A 25970-nucleotide genomic window follows, 5' to 3' on the forward strand; every position below is an offset into this window, starting at 1 on the left:
ACCGGAGTCGAGGCCGTAGGCAATCGCCGCCGCCGTCGGTTCGTTCAGCAGACGCAGCACGTGCAGGCCCGCCAGACGCGCGGCGTCTTTGGTGCCCTGACGCTGTGCATCATCAAAGTAGGCAGGAACGGTGATCACCACGCCGTCCAGATCGCCGCCGAGCGTGGCCGTAGCACGCTCCGCCAGCGCTTTGAGGATGTCAGCAGAAACACGAATCGGGTTCAGCAGACCGGCCGCGGTCGCAATCATCGGCAGGCCGTTTTCGCTGGCCTGTAGCTGATACGGCAGATGCGGGTAACGGGTCTGGATATCAGCCAGCGAGCGGCCCATCATGCGCTTAACCGAGCTGATGGTATTGGCCGGATCGCGCGCGGCGTTAGCGCGGGCATCAACCCCGACCGCGTGACCCTGCTGTTGGTAGTGGACTACAGAAGGCAGCAGATGGCGCCCCTGCTCGTCAGCCAGCGTTTCCGCCTGGCCGCTGCGCACGGTCGCCACGAGGGAATTGGTGGTGCCCAGGTCAATACCGACCGCCAGACGACGCTGGTGCGGTGCGGCACTTAAGCCAGGCTCACTAATTTGTAATAAGGCCATAATTGCTTCCGAAATTAAAAATCGAGCAGCTTTTCTTCGAGTTGTTCAGCACTGCTTCGCAGTTTATCGAGAAAACGGAGTTTGCGCACAGTGTCTGCCGCCACGTCCCAGGTCTCGTTGTTCAGTTGCTCCACCATCTGCTGATGGCGGGTATCGAACATACCCTTTACGCGCGTGATAAAGCTTTCCAGGCGCGCTTCGTCTTTAGCCTGTTCAATTTCATCCAGCTCTTCGCGCAGCTCCAGCTGTTCCATCAGAAAGGCGGCGTCGCGCACGGTATGCTGTTCGCTCGCCAGATCGAAACCGTGAAGCGAGAGCAGATATTCTGCACGCGCCAGCGGATGACGCAGCGTTTGCCAGGCCTGGTTGATGGTGGCGGAGTGTGATACCGCAGCCAGTTGCTCTGCCTGCGTCCCGCTGGCGAATTTATCCGGATGGTACTGACGCTGGAGATCCTGAAAACGGACCGTCAGCGCCTGGAGATCGATCGGGTATTGAGCGGGTAGTCCGAAGAGAGTGAAGTAATCCATAACAATCTCAGGGGTAGCCTGTTAGAACAAACCCCACGCGTAGCAAAGCCACGGTGGGGTTTCGGATGACGCGCGGTTAAACGTGGAAGCTTTCGCCGCAACCACACTCGTCTTTGACGTTCGGGTTCGTGAATTTGAACCCTTCGTTCAGGCCTTCTTTTACGAAGTCCAGCTGAGTGCCGTTGAGGAATTGCAGGCTTTTGCCATCGACCACCACCTTCACGCCCTTGTCTTCAAACACGGTGTCATCAGACGCCGGTTCGTCAACAAACTCCAGTACGTAAGCCATACCAGAACAGCCGGAGGTACGTACGCCCAGTCGCAGGCCAAAGCCTTTACCACGGTTCGCCAGAAAAGAGCTTACTCGCGCGGCAGCGCTGTCGCTAAGGGTAATCGACATACTCAAACCTCAATTATTTTGCTTCACGTTTGCTTTTGTAATCCGCAATGGCGGCTTTGATCGCGTCTTCTGCCAGAATTGAGCAGTGAATTTTCACCGGCGGCAGTTCGAGTTCTTCAGCAATATCCGTGTTCTTGATTGCCTGTGCTTCGTCCAGAGACTTGCCCTTCACCCATTCGGTGACCAAGGAGCTGGACGCGATAGCAGAACCGCAGCCGTAGGTCTTGAAGCGCGCGTCTTCAATGATACCTTCATTGTTGACTTTGATCTGCAACTTCATCACGTCGCCACATGCTGGCGCACCGACCATGCCGCTACCAACAGATTCGTCGCTGTTGTCAAAAGAGCCAACGTTGCGCGGGTTTTCGTAATGATCGATGACTTTTTCGCTGTATGCCATGATTGAATTCTCCTTATGTACCGATTAGTGATGTGACCATTCAATGCTGTTCAGATCCACGCCCTGCTTGAACATTTCCCACAGTGGAGAAAGGTCGCGCAGACGGCCGATGGAGTTACGAACCAGCTTGATGGTGTAGTCAATCTCTTCTTCGGTAGTAAAACGACCTAAAGAGAAACGGATAGAGCTGTGTGCCAGCTCGTCAGTCATACCCAGCGCGCGCAGTACGTAGGATGGCTCCAGGCTTGCAGAGGTACAGGCAGAGCCGGAAGAAACGGCCAGGTCTTTCAGCGCCATGATCAGCGACTCGCCTTCAACATAGTTGAAGCTGACGTTGAGGATGTTCGGCGCGCCCTGCTCGAGATCGCCGTTCAGATACACTTCTTCCATATCTTTCACGCCGTCCCACAGACGGTTACGCAGCGTGCGCAGGCGTGCCATCTCGGTTTCCATCTCTTCTTTTGCAATGCGGTAGGCTTCGCCCATGCCCACGATCTGGTGAACAGGCAGCGTACCGGAACGCATGCCGCGCTCGTGACCGCCGCCGTGCATCTGTGCTTCGATGCGGATACGTGGCTTACGACGAACGTACAGCGCGCCGATACCTTTCGGACCATAGATTTTGTGACCGGAGAAGGACATCAGGTCCACTTTCAGCTGGCTCAGGTCGATAGGCAGTTTGCCCACGCTCTGGGTCGCGTCCACGTGGTAGATGATACCGCGCGCGCGGCACATTTCGCCGATGGTCGCGATGTCTTGTACCACGCCGATTTCGTTGTTGACGTGCATGATGGAGACCAGAATGGTGTCATCACGCATCGCCGCTTCGAGCTCTTTCAGATCGATAATGCCGTTGCTCTGTGGCGCCAGATAGGTGACTTCGAACCCTTCACGCTCCAGCTGACGGCAGGTGTCCAGCACGGCTTTGTGTTCGGTTTTGCTGGTGATGATGTGCTTGCCTTTTTTCTGATAAAAGTTGGCTGCACCCTTGATCGCCAGGTTGTCGGATTCGGTCGCACCGGAGGTGAAAACAATTTCACGCGGGTCGGCACCGACCAGGTCAGCAATCTGATTACGGGCGATATCAACCGCCTCTTCAGCATGCCAGCCAAAACGGTGTGAACGGGAAGCTGGGTTACCAAAGTTTCCGTCCAGGGTCAGACACTGCATCATTTTCTCGGCAACACGCGGGTCCACCGGCGTGGTTGCGGAGTAATCGAGATAAATCGGTAATTTCATTGCTCTATAAACTCCGTACATCGCTTCAATGCAAGGAATCAGGCAACCGGCTGGATGTACGACCGAGTACGCGGGGTGTGACCACCCCGGCCTGATTCTGAATACTTATCTTTTTAATTACGCGCGCAGTTTAACGTCGATGGCGTCCTGCGTGCGGGTGCTGCGCTGTGAATCCTGACTATGCTGACGACCAGAGACATCCAGAACTTCCTGGTTATTCACCAGCTCACCGAGGGTGATGTTGTTCAGGAAGCCGGTCAGACGGTCGCTCAGATCGCGCCACAGCGCGTGGGTCAGGCATTTATCGCCGCCCTGACAGCCGCCTTTACCCTGGCAACGGGTCGCGTCAACGGATTCGTCAACCGCGCTAATCACTTCGCCAACCGCAATACTGCCCGCGTCTTTACCCAGCAGATAACCGCCGCCCGGGCCACGAACGCTGGACACCAGTCCATTTTTACGCAGTCTGGAGAACAGCTGTTCCAGGTAAGAGAGGGAGATCCCTTGTCGTTCAGAAATATCAGCCAACGGAACCGGGCCCGCTTCGGAGTTGAGCGCAACGTCCAGCATCGCGGTCACGGCATAACGCCCTTTAGATGTCAGTCTCATGTCTTACTTAACCTCAAACTCGCCCCTGCCCGGGGTTTTTTATTGTAAAATGGGGGTATTGCATAGCAGGGCCAAGTCTGACATTCCTGACTAAATTGGTCAACTATTTACTTGACTGTTTTAGTCAGGTATTTAACCTTCTGTGCCTTCATAATATAGGTGCGGCCTGATGCCCTCACCCCAGCCCTCTCCCACGGGGAAAGGGGGAAATCGACACTACGCTTTGTTCTTCTGCTCAATCGACGCCAGAATCCCGCGCAGAATGTTCAGCTCCTGGCTTTCCGGGCGGGCGCGGGTGAACATACGGCGCAGCTTGTTCATCACCTGACCCGGGTGGCCTTCACGGATAAAGCCGGTTGAGAGCAGCGTCTGCTCCAGATGACCGTAGAAGCGCTCCAGATCGTCCACCAGCGGGTAGGCCGTCTCTTCTTTAGGTTCGACCGGTTTCTCCTGCGTCGCCAGCCATGCCATGCGCACTTCGTAGGCAATGACCTGCACCGCCATCGCCAGGTTCAGCGAGCTGTATTCCGGATTGGCGGCAATCGCCACGTGGTAGTGACACTTCTGTAGTTCCTCGTTGGTCAGGCCAACGCGTTCACGACCAAACACCAGCGCAACCGGCGCCTGTTCCGCTTCTGAGATACTTTTCAGGCCGCATTCGCGCGGGTCCAGCATCGGCCAGGGCAGCGTACGGGAGCGCGCGCTGGTCCCCACCACCAGACTGCAACCGGCCAGGGCTTCGTCCAGGGTGTCCACGATCTGCGCATTCCCGATCACGTCGCTGGCGCCGGCCGCCAGAGCAATAGCCTGAGAGTCTGGTTTCACCAGCGGATTAACCAGCCACAGGTTCGTTAAGCCCATGGTTTTCATAGCGCGGGCCACAGAGCCCATGTTGCCGGTGTGCGATGTTTCGACCAGCACGATTCGAATGTTTTGCAGCATAATTTTTAGATGTCTGGATTCAGTGTCTGAAGAATATTCGGGCATATTATCATAAACGAGAGACATAATCCGATCCCGCTGCTATACTCTGCGCCGATTTTCCTGTTCTTTAACATCCAGTGAGAGAGACCGATGCATCCGATGCTGACCATCGCCGTGCGCGCAGCGCGCAAGGCGGGTAATGTAATTGCCAAACACTACGAAACCCCAGACTCCGTAGAAACCAGCCAGAAAGGCAGCAATGATTTCGTGACGAACGTCGATAAAGCCGCAGAAGCGATTATTATCGAAACGATCCGCAAATCTTACCCGCAGCACACCATCATCACCGAAGAAAGCGGTGAACATGAAGGTACCGATCAGGATGTTCAATGGGTTATCGATCCACTGGATGGCACCACCAACTTCGTCAAACGCCTGCCACACTTCTCTGTGTCTATCGCAGTACGCATCAAAGGCCGTACTGAAGTCGCCGTTGTTTACGATCCAATGCGTAACGAACTGTTCACCGCGACCCGCGGTCAGGGCGCGCAGCTGAACGGCTACCGTCTGCGTTGCAGCAATGCACGCGATCTGGACGGCACGATTCTGGCGACCGGCTTCCCGTTCAAGGCGAAGCAGCACGCAACCACCTATATGAATATCCTGGGCAAGCTGTTCACCGAATGCGCGGACTTCCGTCGCACCGGCTCTGCTGCACTGGATCTGGCCTACGTGGCGACCGGCCGCGTTGACGGTTACTTTGAGCTGTCACTGAAACCGTGGGACTTTGCGGCGGGCGAGCTGATCGCACGTGAAGCTGGCGCGATTGTTTGCGACTTCACCGGCGGCCATAACTATATGTCTACCGGCAACATCGTTGCTGGTAACCCGCGCGTTGTTAAAGCCATGCTGGCAAACATGCGTGATGAACTGAGCGATGCGCTGAAGCGTTAATTCAGTCTGTTAAGCCCGGTGGCGCTACGCTTACCGGGCCTACAACACGCCTCAGATACGGCTAGAAAGGCCGCAACCCCCTTCCCACCGGCACCGCGCTCATCCACATCGTGACCGCAGCCACCAGCAGAATCACCCCGCCTGCCAACGCAAGCGTCGTCCAGCCAACCTGTCGCCACAATACCGGCGTTTTATTGCCGCTGAGTTTTACCGCCAGCTGACGGAAGCTGTGCACCAGCAAGGCTAACGAAGAGATCGTCAGAGACGTTCCCGCCGCCATCGCCAGCGCCGAGAGCATGCCCCAGCCAAATACGCCTGTCACTTTGCTGAACAACAGCACCATGATTGCGCCCGAGCACGGACGCATCCCCATTGAGAGCACAATCATCAGACGCGCACGCCAGCCGTCACCATTCTGTAATTGTTCCTGCGTCGGCAGATGCTGATGCCCGCACCCGCAGTTTTCATGGTGAACGTTATGCGGCGTAAAAGCTTTGAATTTTGGTTCTTGCAGCAACGCGCGCAATTTTTTCAGCGCCCGCCAGCAGAGGATCAACCCCAGCACGCCTACCAGCGCGTAACTCCCCTTCTCCAGCCAGAAGCTGCTCATATGCAGCTGGCGAGCCGGCAGCTGTAGCAGCGAGAGGACGACCACGACCAGCGCAATCGCCACACCGCCCTGAAGTAAAGAAGAAGCCAGCGTCAGGCCGATACTCGATTTCAGCTTCGACGGATGCGTAGCAAGCCAGGTCGTGATGACAATTTTGCCGTGCCCCGGTCCCAGGGCATGCAGCACGCCATAGATAAAGCTGAACGCCAGAAGAGCGCCGCCCGCTTTGGTCGGATTATCCGCCACGGCTTTCAGCAGCACGCTCATCTGCTGATTAACTTCCCGCTGCCAGAGGACGCTTTTCACCATCACCTGCGGCCATGCCTGCCACAGCCAGAGCGCGCCGCCAACCGCTAACAACAAAAAGAGCGCCAGAGGCCAGAGGTGCAGCCAGCGACGCGGCTTACTGACGGGAGAGGAGATCACTGACATTGTAACGTCACCTCCTGCGCGAACTGTTTACCCAGCTCCATGTCCTCAGGCGGGGCATCTGCTTTATCCAGCGAGATCGCAAAGTTCAGCGTCTCTTCGCTGGGTTTAGGGGTGTGCACGCCAATTTTGCAGCTTTTTTGCAGCGCGTCCGGCAGCCGTACGTCGCTGTCATTGTCATAGCGCATGTCGACATAATAGGTAGGGTCAAACGTGGAAAACGTGTACTTCTGCCCGGCCAGCGGCTGAGGATGCGCCAGCGGAAGCACGAACGTCAGCACCGCCTGATGACCTTCGCGGGTCATGTCGTACTCCGTGGGACGGTTAAGAAATTTGACCTTTTGTCCGTTGTGCCAGAACTCGGTGAAGTAGTGCTGACCCAGCACGTTGGCCATCACCTCCGCCGCCAGCTTTTTCCAGATCTCATCGCCGGGCTTTGCGTTTCCGGCATCGTACAGCAGGTCGGCGGAGGTGATTTCATCCATCGTCCAGTGCATCTTCAGGCCACTGAGCTGCGTGCCGTCCGTCACCAGTTCGGTTTTCAGGCTGATAAAACTGTGAGGATGTGCGCCGGCGGCGAAAGTGAAAACCGCCAAAAATAACGCTACCGCGCTTTGTTTAACTATTTGCATCTGTTCCTCACGTCAAAAATTCTGTGATGTTCGCCAGCAATCCTGAGTGAAAGGCCTGCCGGTGCGCTTTTCAGCGCCCATCCTTTAGCTATTCTTATCAAACATTCACACTGGATACCCGACAGATGATGACGACGCTTGAAATTCCATCTGTGCTTTCCAGTTCGCAGCGCCGCTGCCAGGTGCTTTTGATGCTTTACCTGCCCGATGCTGCCGTCACCGCACAGAGCATAATCGCTGCCAACGGCGTGGACGACGTCATGGCACGGCAAGATATAGCCGAGACGCGCGATGAAATCCAGCGCTATCATCGGCTTGATATCGTCACGCACCATGATGGCTGCTACCGAATTGAGGGTACCGCCCTGAATCAACGTTTGTGCCTGCTGCACTGGCTGCGCAGGGCGCTTCGGCTGTGTCCACATTTTGTCGCCCAACAGTTTACTCCTGCCTTAAAAACCGCGCTCAAACAGCACGGCATTGCCCGCCCGCTTTATGACGATGCGAACCTTCGGGCGCTTATCAACTTTTGTGCGCGCAAGCTTCAGCGCCAGTTTGAGTCCCGCGACGTACAATTTTTACAGCTCTATCTGCAATATTGTCTGATTCAGCATCATCTGGGCAATACGCCGGAGTTTTCGCCCGTTCAGCGCAGCTGGACGCAGTCCCGAGGGGAATACTTTACGGCGCAGGAAATTGTCCGCCACTGGAAACGGCGCGTCCCGCAGGGAACGCACAGCGATGAACAGCTGTTCCTGGCGCTGCTGTTTATGATGCTTCGCACACCCGACCCGGTGATGGATAAACACCAGCAGGATCAGCGCCTGCGTCGCGCCATCGTGCGTATGATTGCCCGCTTCCGGGCACAAACCGGGATGAACTTCAGCGATGAGCAAGGTCTGACCGATCAGCTTTATATCCATCTGGCTCAGGCGCTGGACCGCTCCTTATTTGACATCGGCATCGACAACAGTCTGCCGGAAGAGATCCACCGTTTATACCCCCGGCTGCTGCGCACCACTAAAGAGGCGCTGTCTGAGCTGGAAGCCGAATTTGGTCTGAGATTCTCCGGTGAAGAGATGGCTCTGGTGGCGGTGATTTTTGGTGCCTGGCTGATGCAGGAGACCGATCTGCATGAAAAACAGGTGGTCCTGTTAACGGGGGAAGATAAAGCCTGTGAAGAGTTAATTGAGCAGCAGCTTCGCGAGCTGACGCTGCTGCCGCTCAATATTCGTTATCTTAGCCTGGAGGCGTTTAAGAAGGAGGGCGCGCCCCGCGAGGCGGCGCTGGTTATTACGCCTTATCCAACCGCCCTGCCGCTGTTCTCGCCGCCGCTCATTCATGCCGTTGAGACCCTGAACACGCAGCAGCAGGAACACATTCGCGTAATGCTCGAATCGTAGTTACGTGCGAGCAGCGACTTTAGGGCGAATAACGATGGCCGGTAAAGCGACCAGCGCCATCACCCAGAACACACCGTGCCCCAGGTGCTGATAGAGGAAACCGGCAAATACGGTCATCACCGCAATACTGCCGCCCATCGCCACCGCTGAATAGACCGCCTGAAGACGAATAACGTCCCCACCCTCTCGCGCCGCGATGTAGCGCATCGCCGCCAGATGGCAGACGGTGAAGGTTCCGCAGTGCAGAATTTGCGCCACAATCAGCCACGGCAGCTCCGTCGTCCAGCCCATGATGCCCCAGCGCGCCACGCCGCACACGGCGGAAAGCAGCAGCAGGTCACGCGCCCCGAAACGACGGAACAGTTTTTGGCTCAGCGCGAAGATAATAACCTCCGCCACCACGCCGAGCGACCACAGGTAGCCTACCGCAGAAGCCGAGTAACCCGCCCCCTGCCAGTAGATGGCGCTGAAGCCATAATAGGCCGCATGCGCCCCCTGAAGCAGACAGACGCAGGCCAGGAAACGCCAGCTTTGCGCCACCAGCGAGCGCCAGGCGGGCCAGCCGGCGCTCTCCTGATGGCGGCTTTCGCCCTGCGGCATCACCGACGGACGCAGCAACATACCGAGCAGCATTGAGGCGATGCCGAGCGTTAGCAGCGCCAGAATGGCACGATAGTCATAGAGGCTGACCAGTTTCCCGACCAGCGCAGAGCCGATCACGAAGGCAATCGATCCCCACAGGCGCACGCGGCCATAGTCCATGGTGATCTGCTTTTGCCAGGTGTTCGCCAGGGCATCCGTCAGCGGCACCAGCGGGGAGAAGAACAGATTAAAGCCAACCATTACCACCATCAGCCAGGCAAACTGGTGGCTAACCCAGAAGCAGGCGGCAAAGACCAGCGTCAGCAGGGCCAGAATTCGCACCGCTTTAATCAGTAAGGAGGGATCGCTGACGCGGGGCGCAATCAGCAGACTACCCAGGAAACGTGCCACCAGCCCCGCGCCCAACAGGATGCCAATGGTCTCAGGCGTCAGACCAATTCCCTTGAGCCAGACGCTCCAGAAAGGCAGAAAAATACCGTAACTAAAGAAATAGGTGAAATAGCTGAGCGCCAGCCAGCGCGTGGAATGCAAGACCATGAATCCCTCCCGAAATGGAGGCGATAGTCTGGCGTTAATCCCTGACTTTAGCAAGTCGTTAGCGCGCTATAAATTAACTAAAAATTAACATCATCACCAGCCGGACAGCGTATGGCGAGAGCGGTAAAACTGTATTACGTTTATAAGACATCGCCTGAAGAGGTCGTTTGCCATGAACAGCTTACGTTATTTCGATTTCGGCTCCTCTCGTTCTCTCCTGCTTTTAATTGCCCGCATTGCTATCGTGGTCCTGTTTATTATTTTCGGTTATCCCAAGCTGACGGGGTTTAGCGGCACCGTTCAGTATATGACGTCGCTCGGCGCCCCCATGCCCATGCTGGCCGCGATTATTGCGGTGGTGATGGAAGTCCCCGCCGCGATTCTAATCGTGCTGGGCTTTTTCACCCGCCCTCTCGCGGTGATCTTTGTCTTCTATACGCTGGGAACGGCGGTGATTGGTCACCACTACTGGGATATGACGGGCGATGCGGTCCTGCCAAATATGATTAACTTCTACAAAAATGTGAGTATCGCTGGCGCATTTATTTTGCTGGCGATTACCGGGCCGGGGGCCATCTCCCTCGATCGACGTTAGCCCATAAAAAAAGGCCGCATGAGCGGCCTTTTTCAGTTCTGCAACGCAGAGAATTATGCGTACACCGGGAAGCGTGCGCAGATGTCCAGCACTTTACCTTTAACGCGCTCGATAACCGCGTCGTCATTGGTGTTGTCCAGAACGTCACACATCCAGCCCGCCAGCTCTTTTACTTCCGCTTCTTTAAAGCCACGACGAGTTACGGCCGGAGAACCGATACGGATACCGGAGGTCACGAACGGGCTCTTCGGATCGTTTGGCACGCTGTTTTTGTTCACGGTGATGTTGGCGCGGCCGAGGGCTGCGTCAGCTTCTTTACCGGTCAGGTTCTTATCAACCAGGTCCAGCAGGAACAGGTGGTTTTCAGTCCCGCCAGAGACCACTTTGTAGCCACGATTCAGGAACACTTCCACCATCGCTTTGGCGTTTTTAGCAACCTGCTGCTGATAAACCTTGAACTCTGGCTCCATCGCTTCTTTCAGCGCGACGGCTTTCGCGGCGATAACGTGCATCAGCGGGCCGCCCTGGGCGCTTGGGAATACGGCGGAGTTCAGCTTTTTGTACAGCTCTTCGTCACCGCCTTTCGCCAGGATCAGCCCACCGCGTGGACCCGCCAGGGTTTTGTGGGTGGTGGTGGTCACAACGTGCGCATGTGGAACCGGGTTCGGGTAAACGCCAGCGGCAATCAGACCGGCAACGTGCGCCATGTCGACGAACAGGTACGCGCCGATGCTGTCAGCGATTTCACGCATTTTTGCCCAGTCAACGATGCCGGAGTAAGCAGAGAAGCCACCGATGATCATCTTCGGCTTGTGCTCTTTGGCCTGCTTCGCCATGTCTTCGTAGTCAATTTTACCGGACTCATCAATACCGTAAGGGATGATGTTGTACAGTTTGCCAGAGAAGTTAACCGGGGAGCCGTGAGTCAGGTGGCCGCCCTGCGCCAGGTTCATACCCAGAACGGTATCGCCCGGCTGCAACAGCGCGGTATAAACAGCGAAGTTAGCCTGAGAGCCAGAGTGCGGCTGGACGTTCGCGTAGTCAGCGCCAAAGAGTTCTTTCGCACGGTCAATAGCCAGCTGCTCAACGATATCAACGTATTCGCAACCGCCGTAGTAGCGCTTGCCCGGATAACCTTCAGCATATTTGTTGGTCAGCTGAGAACCCTGCGCCTGCATCACGCGCGGGCTGGTGTAGTTTTCGGAGGCGATCAGTTCGATGTGCTCTTCCTGACGTACTTTTTCCTGCTCCATAGCCTGCCACAGTTCGGCATCATAATCGGCAATGTTCATTTCACGCTTTAACATCCGCATCTCCTGACTCAGCTAACAAGTAAATTTTTGGCCTGAAAAGGCAGTCCTGTTGGACGACGGGCAACAGTATAACTGAATAGTTCTGCGATAACAGGTCTTGACAAACGATTTTACGCAAACGTTTACCTCCACGCCACGCAAGGGTTTGAGCAATAAAGCTCTCACCATTTTCAACGGATTTCTTTTCAGCTTTGTGATGCATATTTTTCACGATGCAAAGAACCATTTACATTGCAGGGGTATTTTTATAAGATGCATATAAAATACATCATTAAAGTAACATCAGAAGGAAGCTGCTATGCTCGACGCCCAAACCATCGCTACCGTGAAAGCCACAATCCCCCTGCTGGTTGAAACGGGTCCTAAACTGACCGCCCATTTCTACGATCGCATGTTCGCGCATAACCCGGAGCTCAAAGAGATTTTCAACATGAGCAACCAGCGTAACGGCGATCAGCGCGAAGCGCTGTTTAATGCTATTGCCGCCTATGCCAGCAACATCGAAAACCTGCCGGCTCTGCTGCCTGCGGTGGAAAAAATCGCGCAGAAGCACACCAGCTTCCAGATCAAACCTGAGCAGTACAACATCGTCGGCAGTCACCTGCTGGCGACCCTGGACGAAATGTTCAGCCCGGGCCAGGAAGTACTGGATGCCTGGGGGAAGGCCTATGGCGTACTTGCAAACGTATTCATCAACCGTGAAGCACAGATCTACAGCGAAAACGCCAGCAAGATTGGCGGCTGGGAAGGCACGCGCGCCTTCCGCATCGTTGAGAAAACCCCGCGCAGCGCACTGATCACCAGCTTTGAGTTTGAGCCAGTTGACGGTCAGCCAGTTGCCGATTACCAGCCGGGCCAGTATCTGGGCGTCTGGCTGAAGCCTGAAGGCTTCCCGCATCAGGAGATTCGCCAGTACTCCCTGACCCGCAAGCCAGACGGCAAAGGCTATCGCATTGCGGTTAAACGTGAGGAAGGCGGTCAGGTATCCAACTGGCTGCATAACGAAGCCAGCGTGGGCGACGTGGTCCATCTGGCGGCACCGGCGGGCGATTTCTTTATGGCCGTTGAAACGAATACCCCGGTGACGCTGATCTCCGCAGGCGTGGGGCAGACGCCAATGCTGGCGATGCTGGATACGCTGGCGAAAGCAAACCACAGCGCGCAGGTTAACTGGTTCCACGCGGCGGAGAACGGTGATGTTCACGCCTTCGCGGACGAGGTGAAAGCGCTGGGAGCGGGTCTGCCACACTTTACCGCGCATACCTGGTATCGTTTACCCACGGAAGCCGACCGCGCAGCGGCTCGTTTCGACAGCGAAGGCCTGATGAATTTAGGGCAGCATGAAGGGGCGTTCAGCGCACCGGGGATGCAGTTCTACGTTTGTGGGCCGGTAGCGTTTATGCAGTATGCCGCGAAGCAGCTGGTAGACCTGGGCGTTAATAAAGACAACATTCATTACGAATGTTTCGGCCCGCATAAAGTGCTGTAATGCAAAAAGCCCCTCAACGTGGGGCTTTTTTTTCGCCGGGTGGCAGCTGCGCCTTACCCGGCCTACCAAATCTTTTTTAAATCGCCGCGTCGTCTTCTTCGCCGGTACGGATACGGATCACGCGCGCCACGTCAAAGACGAAGATTTTCCCGTCGCCAATTTTACCGGTCTGCGCCGTGCGGATGATGGTATCCACACAGGTATCGACGATATCATCGCTTACCACGATCTCGATTTTCACTTTCGGCAGAAAGTCCACCATGTACTCTGCGCCACGGTATAGCTCGGTGTGGCCCTTCTGACGACCAAAACCTTTCACTTCAGTTACGGTCATCCCGGTGATGCCTACTTCTGCCAGCGCTTCACGTACATCATCCAGTTTGAAAGGTTTAATAATCGCATCAATCTTTTTCATGGTGGGTCCTTAAACTCTTGCCAGTAAGCAGCCTCGTAATCGGTTGCTCACAGTATCATATTCAGGCGAATTTTGCGGTATTACTCTTTAAAATCGTTCGCTTCCAGCTCATGGCGTGAGAGCAATTTATAAAACTCGGTACGGTTACGCCCGGCCATGCGCGCCGCGTGGGTCACGTTGCCTTTGGTGATTTGCAGCAGCTTGCGCAGATAGTTCAGCTCGAACTGGTTTCGCGCTTCCGCAAACGTCGGTAAGGCCGTGTTTTCCCCCTCGAGCGCCTGCTCCACCAGCGCATCGCTGATCACCGGCGATGACGTCAGCGCCACGCACTGCTCAATCACGTTCACCAGCTGGCGTACGTTGCCCGGCCAGCTTGCTGTCATCAGGCGTTTCATCGCATCGGTGGAGAACGCGCGCACGAATGGTTTGTGGCGGTCAGCGGCCTGGCGCAAAAGGTGATTTGCCAGCAGCGGGATATCTTCCGCACGCTCGGCCAGCGCCGGGATTTTCAGGTTGACGACATTCAGTCGATAGTAGAGATCTTCGCGGAACTCGTTGCGCGCCATCACCTTGGGCAAATCGCGATGGGTAGCGGAAATAATGCGCACGTTGATATCGATATCGCGGTTGCTGCCAAGCGGACGCACTTTCCGCTCCTGCAACACGCGCAGCAGTTTGACCTGCAACGGCGCGGGCATATCGCCAATTTCATCAAGGAACAGCGTGCCCCCCTCAGCCGCCTGGAACAGCCCTTCACGGCTGCTCACCGCGCCGGTAAAGGCGCCGCGGGCATGGCCGAAGAGCTCAGACTCAAGCAGTTGTTCCGGCAGCGCGCCACAGTTGATGGCAATAAAGGCATTTTTACTGCGTGGGCTGGCGTTGTGGATCGCCTGGGCCAGGATCTCTTTCCCGGTCCCGCTCTGGCCGTTGATCAGCACGCTAACGTCGGATTGCGCCACCATCCGCGCCTGTTCCAGCAGGCGCAGCATCACAGGGCTACGCGTCACGATGGATTCACGCCAGCCGTCGTCGCCGGATGGCGCCGCGTGCTCAAGAGCGCTGTCGATCGCTTTATAGAGGGCGTCTTTATCCACCGGTTTGGTGAGGAAGCTGAATACCCCCTGCTGCGTCGCGGCCACCGCATCAGGAATAGATCCGTGAGCGGTGAGGATAATCACCGGCATCCCGGGCTGCTGCTTCTGGATCTCCGTGAACAGTTGCAGGCCATCCATTTCATCCATGCGCAAATCGCTGATCACCAGATCGATTTTCTCGCGGCTGAGCACTTTCAGCCCCTCCTGCCCGCTTTCAGCGGTGACCACGCTGTAGCCTTCGCTGACCAGACGCATCCCCAGCAGCTTTAACAGCCCGGGATCGTCATCCACCAGTAACAGATGGGCAGGTTTACGGCTTGTCATGGCTTCACATCCTCTTGTTTCGGCGTCTCACTGTCTGGCGTCGTGGCAGAGTTGCCTTTCGACCCATCGGGCAGATAGCTGCCTGCCGGCTTACGCGTCGAGAGCTGTCTTTCGATATCGGTCAGATTTTCGAGCTTGCGGGTGGTGGTTTCCAGCTGCTCGCGCAGCGACTCCTGCTGCTGGCGAAGCGCATCAAGCTCGCTGTCGCTTGACTGCTGCAATTTGCTGTAGCGGAAACGCTCTTCGGACAGCTGTAATTGCAGGGTTTGTCCGTCCCGCCAGAGCTGATAAACCGGGCGCACCTGGGGGGGAATATTGATCACGTAAGTATCCAGCCGCGTCACGTTGGCGCGGCGTTCGACAGGCGTGATTCTGGCATCCGCCATCACGATCCCGCGTTTAAACGCGTCCTGCCAGGTATCGTCCATCAGCATCGCCGCCTGGGCACGGGCCTCGGCGGGCGCCAGTCGCTGGGCGCAGTCTATTCCGCGCAGCCAGAACAGCGGATTGGATTCAACATCACGCCCCGACAGGCTCCAGATATCATCGCAACGTGTTGAAAGGAAATCGGCCAGCTGTTTTTGCGGCCATTTATCTTCCTGTTTGTGGCTAATCGCACTTTTTGGTGCATGGGTTACACAGCCAGCCAGCAGTAAGCAGGGCAGGCTGAGGCGCACATTTTTGCTGGAAAACACCGCGCGCAGTGCGCGGTAAAAGACGTGTGACATACTCACCAGGTTGTTATTCATTTCATTGATTTTTCCGGCTCAAGAGGCAGTTCGATACGAAAACAGACATCGGCGCGTTCATCACTCACGATGTTAAGCTCACCCTGCATGCGTCGTATGCAGTCGCGGGCAATACTCAGCCCCAGACCACTTCCTTTTACCGCACCTTTTCGCTGATGACTCCCCTGGAAGAAGGGCTCAAAGATCATCGTTTTTTCATCATCCGGAATCGGGCTTCCCGTATTCGCTACGTCAATAAATACCCGCGAACCGTTGTTATTGCTTCTGATATAAATGGTACCGGATTCAGTACCATAGTGCACCGCATTGGAATAAAGATTATCCAGTACGCTCATTAGGAGCATCGGCTCTGCCAGGCAGGATGGCGCATTGAGATCCACCTGGGTATGCATCATTTTAGCTCTTGCTGGCAGGCTATGGGCGGAGATCACCATGTCCACCAGCGGTTCAATCTCAACGCTTTCAAGCACCACAGCACCATCCGCCAGCTTGCGGTTATAGTCCAGCAGTTGTTCAATAAGTTTTTGTAAATTGCGGCTACTGGCATCCAGAATCGCCACGATCTCTTTTTGCTCAGGGGTTAACGGTCCCGCTACTTCGTCTGCCAGCAGCTCCGTGCCTTCACGCATACTGGCCAGCGGTGTTTTGAGTTCGTGTGAGATATGGCGCAGGAACTGATGACGCTGCGATTCCAGCCACGCCAGGCGTTCAGAAAGCCAGATGATGCGCTGACCGACCGAGCGCAGCTCGCGCGGGCCTTTAAAAACAACCGTATCCCCGAGAGATTTGCCCTCCCCCAGGCGGTTAATCATCCGCTGGATCCCCTTTACGGGGCCGATGATCATGCGGGTAAAGAGCAGTACCAGCCCAAGGCTGACGAGGAACAGCACCAGCGCCTGCCAGCCGAAGAACTGGCCGCGCTCGGCAATCTCCTGCTGGAGTTGTTGACCACGGGAAAAGATAACCGTACGGGTGGACTGCACCATCTCCGTATTGGCGTTCGCGAAGGCTTCAAGTCGGGCGGCGGCGGCGGCATCAGGACCGCTGTTTTTGCACTGGAGCTGCGCCAGATCGTTCAGATCCTGACGCAGCGCCTGATAGAGTTTGTCATCCGGCAAGACCCCGGCATGGGCATCCAGCATTTCGCTGTAGCGTTTACGCTGGTTCTGATAGACCCTCTCCAGCGTACGGTCGTCCAGCACGCAGTACTGGCGATAGCTACGCTCCATCTCCAGCGCGGCGTTGGTCATTGCCTCGCTACGGCGGGCATCAATAAGCGTGGTGCGGTTAGTCAGGGCCGCCTGGGCACTTAACGCATTCAGGCTTTGCCATGCCTGCCACGCCAGAACCAGCAAAGGTAGCAGGATCAGCAGGAAGGCCATCATAACGAGCTGTCGCAGGGAGCGAGGGAAAGCGGGCCAGCGTTTCAACACATTACTCTCATCATCCGGGTTTGAGGAGAGCGTAACTGAGTCTGCCCTTCAGATACAACAAAGCCGGGTAAAAACCCGGCTTTGTCATGGAATAAGGCGGTGCCTAACTCGACGTTTCGCCCTGGCCTGATAAAGCATTGCAATAATCAGTAGTTGGACGGCAGGCACCTTTTTGTGCGTCATTCGAAGTTTATGTAGCACGTCCCGAAGGGGCTGACATAAGAAGGTGAATGAGCCACTGGCTACTATTATGCAACGCGCGTGCCAGATTGCAAAAATTGATACTATCCTTATGATTAATAATCGTTTTATTATTAAAATGCATTGATTGTCAGGTGAATGATTTCCAGGCTAAGTGTCGCTATTAAGCAACACCTTAATGGAAACCTGTCCTGCCATAGATAAATCAACAGGTTAAATGTCTCTTATTGGAGACACTCAATCCAGAGGATTGTCGCAATTTTGCGACAGGTACAAAAAAGCCCGGTGGCGCTCGCGCTTACCGGGCCTACAGTCAGGGCGTTGAAACTTAACCCAGTTGTTTACGCGCGTTGCGGAAAATGCGCATCCACGGGCTGTCCTCGCCCCAGTTTTCCGGGTGCCAGGAGTTGCTCACGGTGCGGAAGACACGCTCCGGGTGCGGCATCATGATGGTCACCCGACCGCTTTCGCTGGTGACCGCGGTAATGCCATTTGCCGAACCGTTCGGGTTAGCCGGATAGGTTTCGGTGACCTTGCCGAAGTTATCAACAAAGCGCAGCGCTACCAGTCCTTTGCTTTCAAGCTGAGCCAGGTGCGCCGCATCACGCATTTCAACCTGACCTTCGCCGTGCGAAACCGCGATTGGCATCTGCGAACCCACCATTCCCTGCAACAGCAGAGACGGGCTTTGGGTTACTTCTACCAGGCTGAAGCGCGCTTCGAAGCGGTCAGACTGGTTACGCACAAAGCGCGGCCAGGCTTCGCTGCCCGGGATCAGCTCGCGCAGGTTAGACATCATCTGACAGCCGTTACACACACCCAGCGCCAGCGTCTGCGGACGATGGAAGAAGGTTTCGAACTCGTCACGCACGCGGCTGTTGAACAGAATAGACTTCGCCCAGCCTTCGCCCGCGCCCAGCACGTCACCGTAGGAGAACCCTCCGCAGGCAACCAGCGCCTGGAAATCATCCAGCCCGGTACGCCCGGCCAGCAGGTCGCTCATGTGGACGTCGATGGCGTCAAAGCCCGCCCGGTGGAAGGCCGCCGCCATCTCAACGTGGGAGTTAACGCCCTGCTCGCGCAGCACGGCCACTTTCGGACGCGCACCGGTCGCAATGTACGGCGCGGCAATGTCTTCGTTTATGTCGAAGCTGAGCTTCACGTTCAGGCCAGGATCGTTGTCGTTCGCCTTCGCGTTGTGTTCCTGATCGGCGCATTCCGGGTTGTCACGCAGGCGCTGCATCTGCCAGGTGGTTTCCGCCCACCACATACGCAGCGTGGTGCGGCTTTCGCTGAACACCGCGTGGCCGTCGGCTTCAATCACGAAACGGTCGCCCTGCACCGCTTTACCGAGATAGTGTACGCAGTCTGCCAGACCGTGCTGCGCCAGAATCGCTTCTACCGCGTCGCGATCTGCGGCGCGTACCTGAATGACCGCGCCAAGCTCTTCGTTAAACAGCGCCGCCAGGCGGTCTTCGCCAAGCGTAGCAATGTTTGCTTCAACGCCGCAGTGACCGGTGAAGGCCATCTCTGCCAGCGTCACCAGCAGGCCACCATCGGAACGGTCGTGATAGGCCAGCAGCTTACGCTGCGCCACCAGCGCCTGAATTGCGTCGTAAAAGCCTTTCAGCTGGGCGACGTCGCGCACGTCGGCTGGCTTATCGCCGAGCTGGCGGTAAACCTGCGCCAGCGCGGTGGCGCCCAGGGCGTTATGGCCTTTGCCGAGGTCAATCAACAGCAGGGCGTTATCTTCAGTGGAAAGCTGCGGCGTAACGGTATGACGTACGTCTTCCACGCGCGCAAACGCGGTTATCACCAGCGACAGCGGAGAGGTCATCTCGCGCTGCTCGTTACCCTCCTGCCAGCGGGTTTTCATCGACATGGAGTCTTTACCCACCGGAATGGTCAGGCCGAGGGCTGGGCACAGTTCCTCACCCACCGCTTTCACGGCTTCATACAGGCCGGCGTCTTCACCAGGGTGACCGGCGGCGGCCATCCAGTTCGCGGAAAGTTTGATACGTTTGATGTCGCCAATCTGCGTCGCCGCGATGTTGGTCAGCGCTTCACCAACCGCCAGTCGTGCAGAGGCGGCGAAGTCCAGCAGCGCCACTGGGGTGCGTTCGCCCAGCGCCATCGCTTCGCCGTAGTAGCTGTCGAGGCTCGCGGTGGTCACGGCGCAGTTAGCGACCGGGATCTGCCACGGGCCAACCATCTGATCGCGGGATACCATACCGGTCACGGTGCGGTCGCCGATGGTCACCAGGAAGGTTTTCTCTGCCACAGCAGGCAGGTGCAGCACGCGGTTAACCGCTTCTGCCACGGTGATGCCCTGGCGATCCAGCGCTTTGCCCGCCGCTTTGCGAGTCTGCACGTCGCGGGTCATCTTCGGCGTTTTGCCGAGCAGCACGTCCAGCGGCAGATCGATCGGCTGGTTGTCAAAGTGGGTGTCGCTTAAGGAAAGGTGCTGCTCTTCGGTCGCTTCACCGATGACCGCATACGGCGCGCGCTCGCGGCGGCACAGCTCGTCAAACAGCGGCAGCTGATCGGCGGCAACCGCCAGCACGTAGCGCTCCTGGGATTCGTTACACCAGATTTCCAGCGGGCTCATACCCGGCTCATCGCTCAGGATATCGCGCAGGTTGAAGCGTCCGCCGCGACCGCCGTCGCTCACCAGCTCAGGCATAGCGTTGGACAGGCCGCCCGCTCCCACGTCGTGGATAAAGAGAATCGGGTTAGCATCGCCCAGCTGCCAGCAGCGGTCGATCACTTCCTGGCAGCGACGCTCCATCTCAGGGTTGTCACGCTGCACGGAGGCGAAATCGAGATCCGCATCAGACTGGCCGGAGGCCATCGAAGAGGCCGCACCGCCGCCCAGACCGATGTTCATCGCCGGGCCGCCGAGCACGATCAGCTTCGCGCCGACGACGATCTCGCCTTTCTGCACGTGATCGGCACGGATGTTGCCGATCCCGCCCGCCAGCATGATCGGTTTGTGGTAGCCGCGCAGCTCTTCGCCGTTGTGGCTGTCCACTTTCTCTTCATAGGTACGGAAGTAACCGTTCAGCGCCGGACGACCAAATTCGTTGTTAAACGCCGCGCCGCCCAGCGGGCCTTCGGTCATGATATCCAGCGCGGTCACGATGCGCTCTGGCTTGCCGAAATCTTCTTCCCACGGCTGTTCAAAGCCCGGGATACGCAGGTTGGAGACGGAGAAACCGACCAGACCCGCTTTTGGTTTCGCGCCGCGACCGGTCGCCCCTTCGTCACGGATTTCACCGCCGGAGCCGGTCGCCGCACCCGGCCATGGGGAGATCGCCGTCGGGTGGTTGTGGGTTTCCACTTTCATCAGGATATGCGCGGGCTCCTGATGGAAGTCATAGCGCCCTGCTTCGCGATCGGCGAAGAAGCGGCCCACCTCGGAACCTTCCATCACCGCGGCGTTGTCTTTATAGGCAGACAGCACGTGATCAGGGGTTTGCTCCATGGTGTTTTTGATCATTTTGAACAGCGACTTCGGCTGCTGTTCGCCGTCGATAATCCAGTCGGCGTTGAAAATCTTGTGGCGGCAGTGCTCGGAGTTGGCCTGCGCGAACATATACAGTTCGATGTCGTTCGGGTTGCGATTCAGCTTAACGAATGCATCCTGAAGGTAGTCGATTTCATCCTCTGCGAGTGCCAGACCAAGACGCAGGTTTGCGTCAATCAGCGCCTGACGGCCCTGCCCCAGCAGATCCACGCTCTGTACCGGCGCAGGCTGATGGTGGGAGAACAGTTTCTGCGCATCATCCAGAGAGTCAAACACGCTCTCCATCATGCGGTCGTGCAGTTCAGCCGCAACCGCCTGCCACTGCGCGTCGCTCAGGGTAGAGGCTTCCACGTAGTACGCCACACCGCGCTCCAGACGGTTAATCTGGTTCAGGCCGCAGTTGTGGGCGATGTCGGTTGCTTTGGAAGACCAGGGGGAGATGGTGCCAGGGCGTGGCGTGGCGAGGATTAATTTGCCGGTCGGCGTATGGCTGCTCAGGCTTGGGCCATATTTAAGCAGACGTTCCAGCTGTACGCGCTCCTCTGCATTCAGGGGGGCATTCAGGTCAGCAAAATGGACATACTCAGCGTAAATATTGCTTACCGGAAGGTCGGCCGCCTGAAAACGTGCCAGCAGTTTGGTAATACGGAAGGCAGACAGTGCAGGCGAACCACGCAGAATTTCCATCATAAGTCTCTCGTCTTCGAAGCGCCGGGGCGCTTACAGTGTGCGCAAGGGGGGAAAACGGGCGTCATTATAGAGAATCCTGAGCGCCGACGAAACCGTTTGCGTCGAAATAAAATCAACCTTTATGTTTAACAATAGATGTGACCTGTCTCTCTAATTGGTTGCCAACTGGCGCTACTTTGCGCAAAATGCCGCTCAATCAATGGCAAACTCTACTCTTAACATGACTACAGCACACTGAGGCAACCGGCGTCGCAGAGAATTAACTAATTGAAAAAATTAAAGATTAATTATCTGCTCATCGGCATTGTTACGTTGCTGCTGGCAGTGGCCCTCTGGCCGTCTATCCCCTGGTTCGGCAAGGCCGAAAACCGTATCGCCGCCATTCAGGAGCGGGGGGAGTTGCGCGTCAGTACCCTCTCCTCCCCGCTTATTTACGACGATATCAACGGTAAAACCATCGGTCTTGATTACGAACTGGCACAGCTGTTTGCGGACTATCTGGGCGTGAAGCTGAAAGTTACCGTGCGGCAGAACATCAACCAGCTGTTTGATGATTTGGACCATGACCGTGCCGATATTCTCGCCGCAGGTCTGGTGTACAACAGCGAACGCAGCAAAAACTATCAGCCGGGCCCGACCTACTACTCCGTGTCGCAGCAGGTGGTTTATCGTGTGGGTAGCCTGCGCCCGCGCTCACTGGCCGACATCACCGACCAGCAATTGACCATTGCGCCAGGCCATGTGGTGATTGACGATCTGCGGGCGTTGAAAGAGAAAAAATACCCTAACCTCAGCTGGACGGTCGATCCTAAACTCGGCACGACCGAATTGCTGGAGCAGGTAAAAGATAAAAAGCTGGCCTATACCATTGCTGATTCGGTGGCGATCAGTCTTTTCCAGCGCGTTCATCCTGAAATCGCCGTGGCGCTGGATGTGACCGACGAACAGCCGGTGACCTGGTTTACCCAGCTGGACGACGATCAAACCGTCTCTGCGGCCATGCTCGATTTCTTTAATTCCATCAATGAAGACGGCACCCTGGCGCGTCTGGAAGAGAAATATCTCGGTCACGGGGACGATTTTGATTACGTTGACACCCGCACCTTCCTGCGCGCGGTGGACAGCGTGCTGCCGGACCTGCAACCGCTGTTTGAGAAGTACGCCCAGGAGATTGACTGGAAGCTGCTGGCGGCAATTTCCTACCAGGAATCGCACTGGGATGCTCAGGCCACCTCCCCCACGGGCGTGCGCGGGTTGATGATGCTCACCAAAAATACCGCCCAGAGCCTCGGCATCAGCGACCGGACCGATGCGGAACAGAGCATCAGCGGCGGCGCGCAGTATTTACAGGATATGATGGCGAAAGTGCCGGAGACGGTCCCGGAAGGGGAGCGGATCTGGTTTGCGCTGGCCGCCTATAACATGGGGTATGCGCATATGCTCGACGCGCGGGCGCTGACGGCGAAAACCAAAGGTAACCCGGACAGTTGGTCAGATGTAAAACAGCGCCTGCCGCTGCTTAGCCAGAAACAGTGGTACCAGAAGCTGACGTATGGCTATGCGCGCGGCCATGAAGCGTATGCCTACGTGGAAAATATTCGTAAGTATCAGATAAGCCTGGTGGGATATCTGCTGGAGAAAGAAAAAGAGGCGGCCGAGGCGCAACAGCTGGCTGAAAGCTATCCGGTGGTCGCACCGGAAGAGCTTAATCACCCTGCGGTTTCAATTCTGCCTTTTGTTGCTTTTTCTGCTGCCGACGCATTCGAAAAAAGTCACTTAACAGACCCGAACATTCTGGTGCAAGTACCCCGCCGATAGTTTTCACCTGGTGGTTCATCCCCGGATGCCCAAGTACGTCCATCAGTGAACCAGCAGCGCCCGTCTTTTCATCCCGCGCGCCAAACACCAGCGTACCGATTCGGCTGTGCACCATCGCCCCGGAGCACATTACGCACGGCTCAAGGGTGACATACAGGGTGGTATCAAGCAGACGATAGTTTTGCAGCACCAGTCCGCCCTGACGCAGCGCCATAATTTCAGCATGCGCGGTAGGATCGTGACGGCCAATCGGACGGTTCCACCCTTCCCCAATCACCTGATTGTTATGGACCAGAACCGCGCCCACGGGCACTTCGCCCTCTTCCCAGGCGCGCTGAGCCAGCGCCAGCGCATGACGCATCCAGTATTCATGATTGTGTTCAGGGTTGGACAAGGGCTGATACTCCAGTCGAAAAGCGGGCGGCATTATACACAGCCGGTACAGATAAGACTATTCGAGTTGCTGAAGTTCGCCCAGAGGCGTGACGCGCCAGCGATGCTGGCAAAAATAGAGCAGCGGGTTGTCCTGCTTGCTGTCGCTGTAGCCGCTGTACAGACGCAGCGGCGTACCGATGCGTTTCTCCAGCTGCACCACTTTTTCATGTCCGAGGCAGCGCAGGGTGAGCACCCAGCCGCCGTAGCCGCGCGCGATCTGCGTGGCGATAAGATTTACGCGCGGCAGCCAGGGCGTATCAAAATAGACTTGCTCCACCAGCGTCTGCGGGGAGCCAGTAATCAGCCAGATATCGGCATCATTGGCGTCGAGATAGCTGGTCAGGCGCGCCTGTACCACGGGAAACGCGGCGACGTGCCCGCGAAACCAGTGCGCAAAATCCTGTTCGAGCTGCTTGAGGCGCGCTTCGCTATGACCAAACGTGCATCCCCAGAGCAGCAGGCTCATCGGCCAGCGCGCTGCACGGCCTTTCACCAGCAGCGCGATGCCAATAACGGGTAACAGGGGTAATACCAGCAACGCGTTAAGGGGCTGGCGCCGCAGCAGGTAGCGCATAAAGGTGCCGAACATATCCTGCTGATGCAGCGTTCCATCCAGATCAAAAAAGACAACGCGACGCTCGTGACTGGCCAAACCTTACTCCTCTGGGTCGTTGAATCCTAACAGCCAGGTAAACAGGAACCCGGCGATCACCGCTACCAGATAGCCTAACAGATAGAGCATCACTTTTCCGGTCACGATGGTTAATGCCAGCGGTAAACCGGAGATCCCGAAGGTAATGACGGTCGCCACTTTCCAGTAGCTGATTAACGCCCCGCCCACCGCGCCACCGAGACAGGCGGCCAGGAACGGCTTACCCAGCGGCAAGGTCACGCCGAAAATCAACGGTTCGCCGATACCGAGTAACCCGACCGGCAGCGCCCCTTTAATGACCTTTTTCAGACGCGCGTTGCGGGTTTTCATCAGCACCGCGATGGCCGCGCCGACCTGCCCAACGCCCGCCATCGACAGGATCGGCAGCAGGGCGTTATAGCCGTGCGCCTGTACCAGTTCGACGTGAATCGGCACCAGCCCCTGATGCAGACCGGTCAGCACTAACGGCAGGAAGGTCCCGGACAGCACGGCCCCCACCAGCAGCCCGCCGCGATCGATCGCCAGAGACGCGCCGTGGGCGATGGCTTCAGAGATCGCGCCGCCTAACGGTTGCAGCGCCACAATCGCCACGCTCCCGGTAATCAATGTGGTCAGCAGCGGGTTGAGGATCAGTTCAATCGAGCCTGGCAGCAACGCGCGTAGCTTTTTCTCAATCCAGCACATCAGAATGACCACCAGCAGCACGGCAATCACCCCACCGCGGCCAGGCTGAAGCGCCTCGCCAAACAGCGTAATCTGCGCCAGCTGCGGGCTGGAGAGGATACCCGCCATTACGCCGCCCATCGCCAGCGAGCCGCCGAACACTTTGGCCGTGTTCACCCCCACCAGAATATTCATGATGGCAAACACCGCGCTGCCGAAAATCGCCAGAATACCCAGCAGGTTCGGATACTGGGTGGCGAAATTCCCGACAATATCCGGACGCTTGAGGATATTGATAATCCCGGTGATCAGCCCCGACGCGATAAACGCCGGGATAAGAGGAATAAAGACGTTTGCCAGCTGGCGCAGCGCATCGCTCATGGGGGCTTTGTATTTGGCTTTCGCCTGCGCTTTGGTGCGTTCCGCGTCGTCAAAGGCGGGAGCCGTTTCACCGCCCGTCATCAGGGCGCGCATGGCATCAACCACCTGCGCCGCTTTGCCCGGACCGACAATCAGCTGGTGCTGTTGCCCCTGTTTAACGTACCCGCTCACGCCGGGGAGCTGCTTCAGGCGCGTTAAATCAAGCTTTTCGTCGTTGTACACCTCGACGCGTACACGCGTCATGCAGTTTTCCAGACGCTGAATATTTTTTTCCCCACCGATCCCAAGCAGGATGTCGCTGGCGAGCGCTGCTGTTTTGTCCATAAAC

General features: G+C 56.8%; 24 protein-coding genes. 5 read left to right on the forward strand and 19 right to left on the reverse strand.

Annotation, left to right across the window (positions count from 1 at the left end; translation table 11 throughout):
- The 7 genes from DD606_RS12025 to trmJ all read right to left on the reverse strand — a co-directional run.
- Nucleotides 1-594: Hsp70 family protein (locus tag DD606_RS12025; protein ID WP_176691440.1), on the reverse strand; the 594-nt coding region annotated here is incomplete at its 3' end.
- 14 nt (nucleotides 595-608) lie between these two features.
- Nucleotides 609-1124: a co-chaperone HscB gene (gene hscB / locus DD606_RS12030; protein ID WP_032609855.1), complete on the reverse strand. Its 516-nt coding sequence runs from the start codon at nucleotides 1122-1124 to the stop codon at nucleotides 609-611.
- Nucleotides 1125-1200: 76 nt separating this feature from the next.
- A complete protein-coding gene (gene iscA / locus DD606_RS12035) occupies nucleotides 1201-1524 on the reverse strand; it encodes an iron-sulfur cluster assembly protein IscA (protein ID WP_003860659.1) in 324 nt (107 codons plus the stop codon).
- 13 nt (nucleotides 1525-1537) lie between these two features.
- Nucleotides 1538-1924, reverse strand: a complete 387-nt coding sequence (gene iscU / locus DD606_RS12040) for a Fe-S cluster assembly scaffold IscU (RefSeq protein WP_003860661.1) — start codon at nucleotides 1922-1924, stop codon at nucleotides 1538-1540.
- A gap of 24 nt (nucleotides 1925-1948) precedes the next feature.
- Nucleotides 1949-3163 carry a cysteine desulfurase gene (iscS, locus tag DD606_RS12045; protein ID WP_003860663.1) on the reverse strand — a complete coding sequence of 405 codons (1215 nt, stop codon included), beginning with the start codon at nucleotides 3161-3163 and terminating at the stop codon, nucleotides 1949-1951.
- A 117-nt stretch (nucleotides 3164-3280) separates the two neighbouring features.
- A complete protein-coding gene (gene iscR / locus DD606_RS12050; protein WP_003860665.1) occupies nucleotides 3281-3772 on the reverse strand; it encodes a Fe-S cluster assembly transcriptional regulator IscR in 492 nt (163 codons plus the stop codon).
- 216 nt (nucleotides 3773-3988) lie between these two features.
- On the reverse strand, nucleotides 3989-4714 hold the full coding sequence (gene trmJ / locus DD606_RS12055; RefSeq protein ID WP_003860666.1) for a tRNA (cytosine(32)/uridine(32)-2'-O)-methyltransferase TrmJ: 726 nt from the start codon (nucleotides 4712-4714) through the stop codon (nucleotides 3989-3991).
- Between the two features lie 132 nt (nucleotides 4715-4846).
- Here trmJ and suhB point away from each other — a divergent pair, with 132 nt between their 5' ends.
- The gene (suhB, locus tag DD606_RS12060; RefSeq protein WP_003860668.1) at nucleotides 4847-5650 is read left to right on the forward strand and encodes an inositol-1-monophosphatase; all 804 of its coding nucleotides are present in this window, start codon (nucleotides 4847-4849) and stop codon (nucleotides 5648-5650) included.
- Nucleotides 5651-5711: 61 nt separating this feature from the next.
- On the opposite strand, the gene DD606_RS12065 is transcribed toward suhB, so the two are convergent.
- Nucleotides 5712-6692 carry a nickel/cobalt transporter gene (locus DD606_RS12065; protein ID WP_129258689.1) on the reverse strand — a complete coding sequence of 327 codons (981 nt, stop codon included), beginning with the start codon at nucleotides 6690-6692 and terminating at the stop codon, nucleotides 5712-5714.
- The gene (locus DD606_RS12070; RefSeq protein WP_045345469.1) at nucleotides 6683-7321 is read right to left on the reverse strand and encodes a DUF1007 family protein; all 639 of its coding nucleotides are present in this window, start codon (nucleotides 7319-7321) and stop codon (nucleotides 6683-6685) included. The genes DD606_RS12065 and DD606_RS12070 overlap by 10 nt, the downstream gene beginning before the upstream one ends.
- Nucleotides 7322-7446: 125 nt before the next feature.
- Here DD606_RS12070 and csiE point away from each other — a divergent pair, with 125 nt between their 5' ends.
- Nucleotides 7447-8724, forward strand: a complete 1278-nt coding sequence (csiE, locus tag DD606_RS12075; RefSeq protein WP_045345467.1) for a stationary phase inducible protein CsiE — start codon at nucleotides 7447-7449, stop codon at nucleotides 8722-8724.
- Here the strand turns inward: csiE and DD606_RS12080 are convergent, their stop codons facing one another.
- Nucleotides 8725-9864, reverse strand: a complete 1140-nt coding sequence (locus tag DD606_RS12080; RefSeq protein WP_003860673.1) for a 3-phenylpropionate MFS transporter — start codon at nucleotides 9862-9864, stop codon at nucleotides 8725-8727.
- 172 nt (nucleotides 9865-10036) lie between these two features.
- Between DD606_RS12080 and DD606_RS12085 the strand changes: the two genes are divergently transcribed.
- Nucleotides 10037-10459, forward strand: a complete 423-nt coding sequence (locus DD606_RS12085; protein WP_003860675.1) for a DoxX family protein — start codon at nucleotides 10037-10039, stop codon at nucleotides 10457-10459.
- 53 nt (nucleotides 10460-10512) lie between these two features.
- On the opposite strand, the gene glyA is transcribed toward DD606_RS12085, so the two are convergent.
- Entirely contained in the window at nucleotides 10513-11766 is a 1254-nt protein-coding gene (gene glyA, locus DD606_RS12090; protein ID WP_129258691.1) for a serine hydroxymethyltransferase, read from the reverse strand.
- A 304-nt stretch (nucleotides 11767-12070) separates the two neighbouring features.
- On the opposite strand from glyA, the gene hmpA reads away from it, so the two are divergent.
- Nucleotides 12071-13261, forward strand: a complete 1191-nt coding sequence (gene hmpA, locus DD606_RS12095; protein WP_032665849.1) for an NO-inducible flavohemoprotein — start codon at nucleotides 12071-12073, stop codon at nucleotides 13259-13261.
- Nucleotides 13262-13337: 76 nt separating this feature from the next.
- On the opposite strand, the gene glnB is transcribed toward hmpA, so the two are convergent.
- The 5 genes from glnB to purL form a co-directional block, all read right to left on the reverse strand.
- Entirely contained in the window at nucleotides 13338-13676 is a 339-nt protein-coding gene (gene glnB, locus DD606_RS12100) for a nitrogen regulatory protein P-II (RefSeq protein WP_003860685.1), read from the reverse strand.
- Nucleotides 13677-13756: 80 nt separating this feature from the next.
- A complete protein-coding gene (glrR, locus tag DD606_RS12105; RefSeq protein ID WP_003860687.1) occupies nucleotides 13757-15094 on the reverse strand; it encodes a two-component system response regulator GlrR in 1338 nt (445 codons plus the stop codon).
- Entirely contained in the window at nucleotides 15091-15843 is a 753-nt protein-coding gene (qseG, locus tag DD606_RS12110; protein WP_003860689.1) for a two-component system QseEF-associated lipoprotein QseG, read from the reverse strand. Before qseG ends, glrR begins: the two co-directional genes overlap by 4 nt.
- Nucleotides 15840-17273: a two component system sensor histidine kinase QseE/GlrK gene (qseE, locus tag DD606_RS12115; RefSeq protein WP_003860691.1), complete on the reverse strand. Its 1434-nt coding sequence runs from the start codon at nucleotides 17271-17273 to the stop codon at nucleotides 15840-15842. Before qseE ends, qseG begins: the two co-directional genes overlap by 4 nt.
- A gap of 532 nt (nucleotides 17274-17805) precedes the next feature.
- Nucleotides 17806-21693, reverse strand: coding sequence for a phosphoribosylformylglycinamidine synthase (gene purL, locus DD606_RS12120; protein ID WP_058659561.1), 3888 nt, complete (start codon nucleotides 21691-21693; stop codon nucleotides 17806-17808).
- A gap of 267 nt (nucleotides 21694-21960) precedes the next feature.
- On the opposite strand from purL, the gene mltF reads away from it, so the two are divergent.
- The gene (gene mltF / locus DD606_RS12125; RefSeq protein ID WP_022651605.1) at nucleotides 21961-23511 is read left to right on the forward strand and encodes a membrane-bound lytic murein transglycosylase MltF; all 1551 of its coding nucleotides are present in this window, start codon (nucleotides 21961-21963) and stop codon (nucleotides 23509-23511) included.
- Here mltF and tadA read toward each other — a convergent pair.
- Genes tadA through DD606_RS12140 form a run of 3 tightly spaced genes read right to left on the reverse strand, consistent with a single transcriptional unit; the run spans nucleotide 23399 to nucleotide 25966 of the window.
- Nucleotides 23399-23938 (reverse strand): tRNA adenosine(34) deaminase TadA, encoded by a 540-nt coding sequence (gene tadA / locus DD606_RS12130; RefSeq protein ID WP_022651606.1) that lies wholly within the window; start codon nucleotides 23936-23938, stop codon nucleotides 23399-23401. The two genes, mltF and tadA, sit on opposite strands and share 113 nt — an antisense overlap.
- Nucleotides 23939-23962: 24 nt before the next feature.
- Nucleotides 23963-24598, reverse strand: a complete 636-nt coding sequence (gene yfhb, locus DD606_RS12135) for a phosphatidylglycerophosphatase C (RefSeq protein WP_003860696.1) — start codon at nucleotides 24596-24598, stop codon at nucleotides 23963-23965.
- 3 nt (nucleotides 24599-24601) lie between these two features.
- Entirely contained in the window at nucleotides 24602-25966 is a 1365-nt protein-coding gene (locus DD606_RS12140; RefSeq protein WP_023314660.1) for a PTS transporter subunit EIIC, read from the reverse strand.
- Nucleotides 25967-25970: the final 4 nt, after the last annotated feature.

The sequence above is a fragment of the Enterobacter cloacae complex sp. GF14B genome, assembly GCF_004136805.1.
GTDB lineage: Bacteria > Pseudomonadota > Gammaproteobacteria > Enterobacterales > Enterobacteriaceae > Enterobacter > Enterobacter hormaechei_C.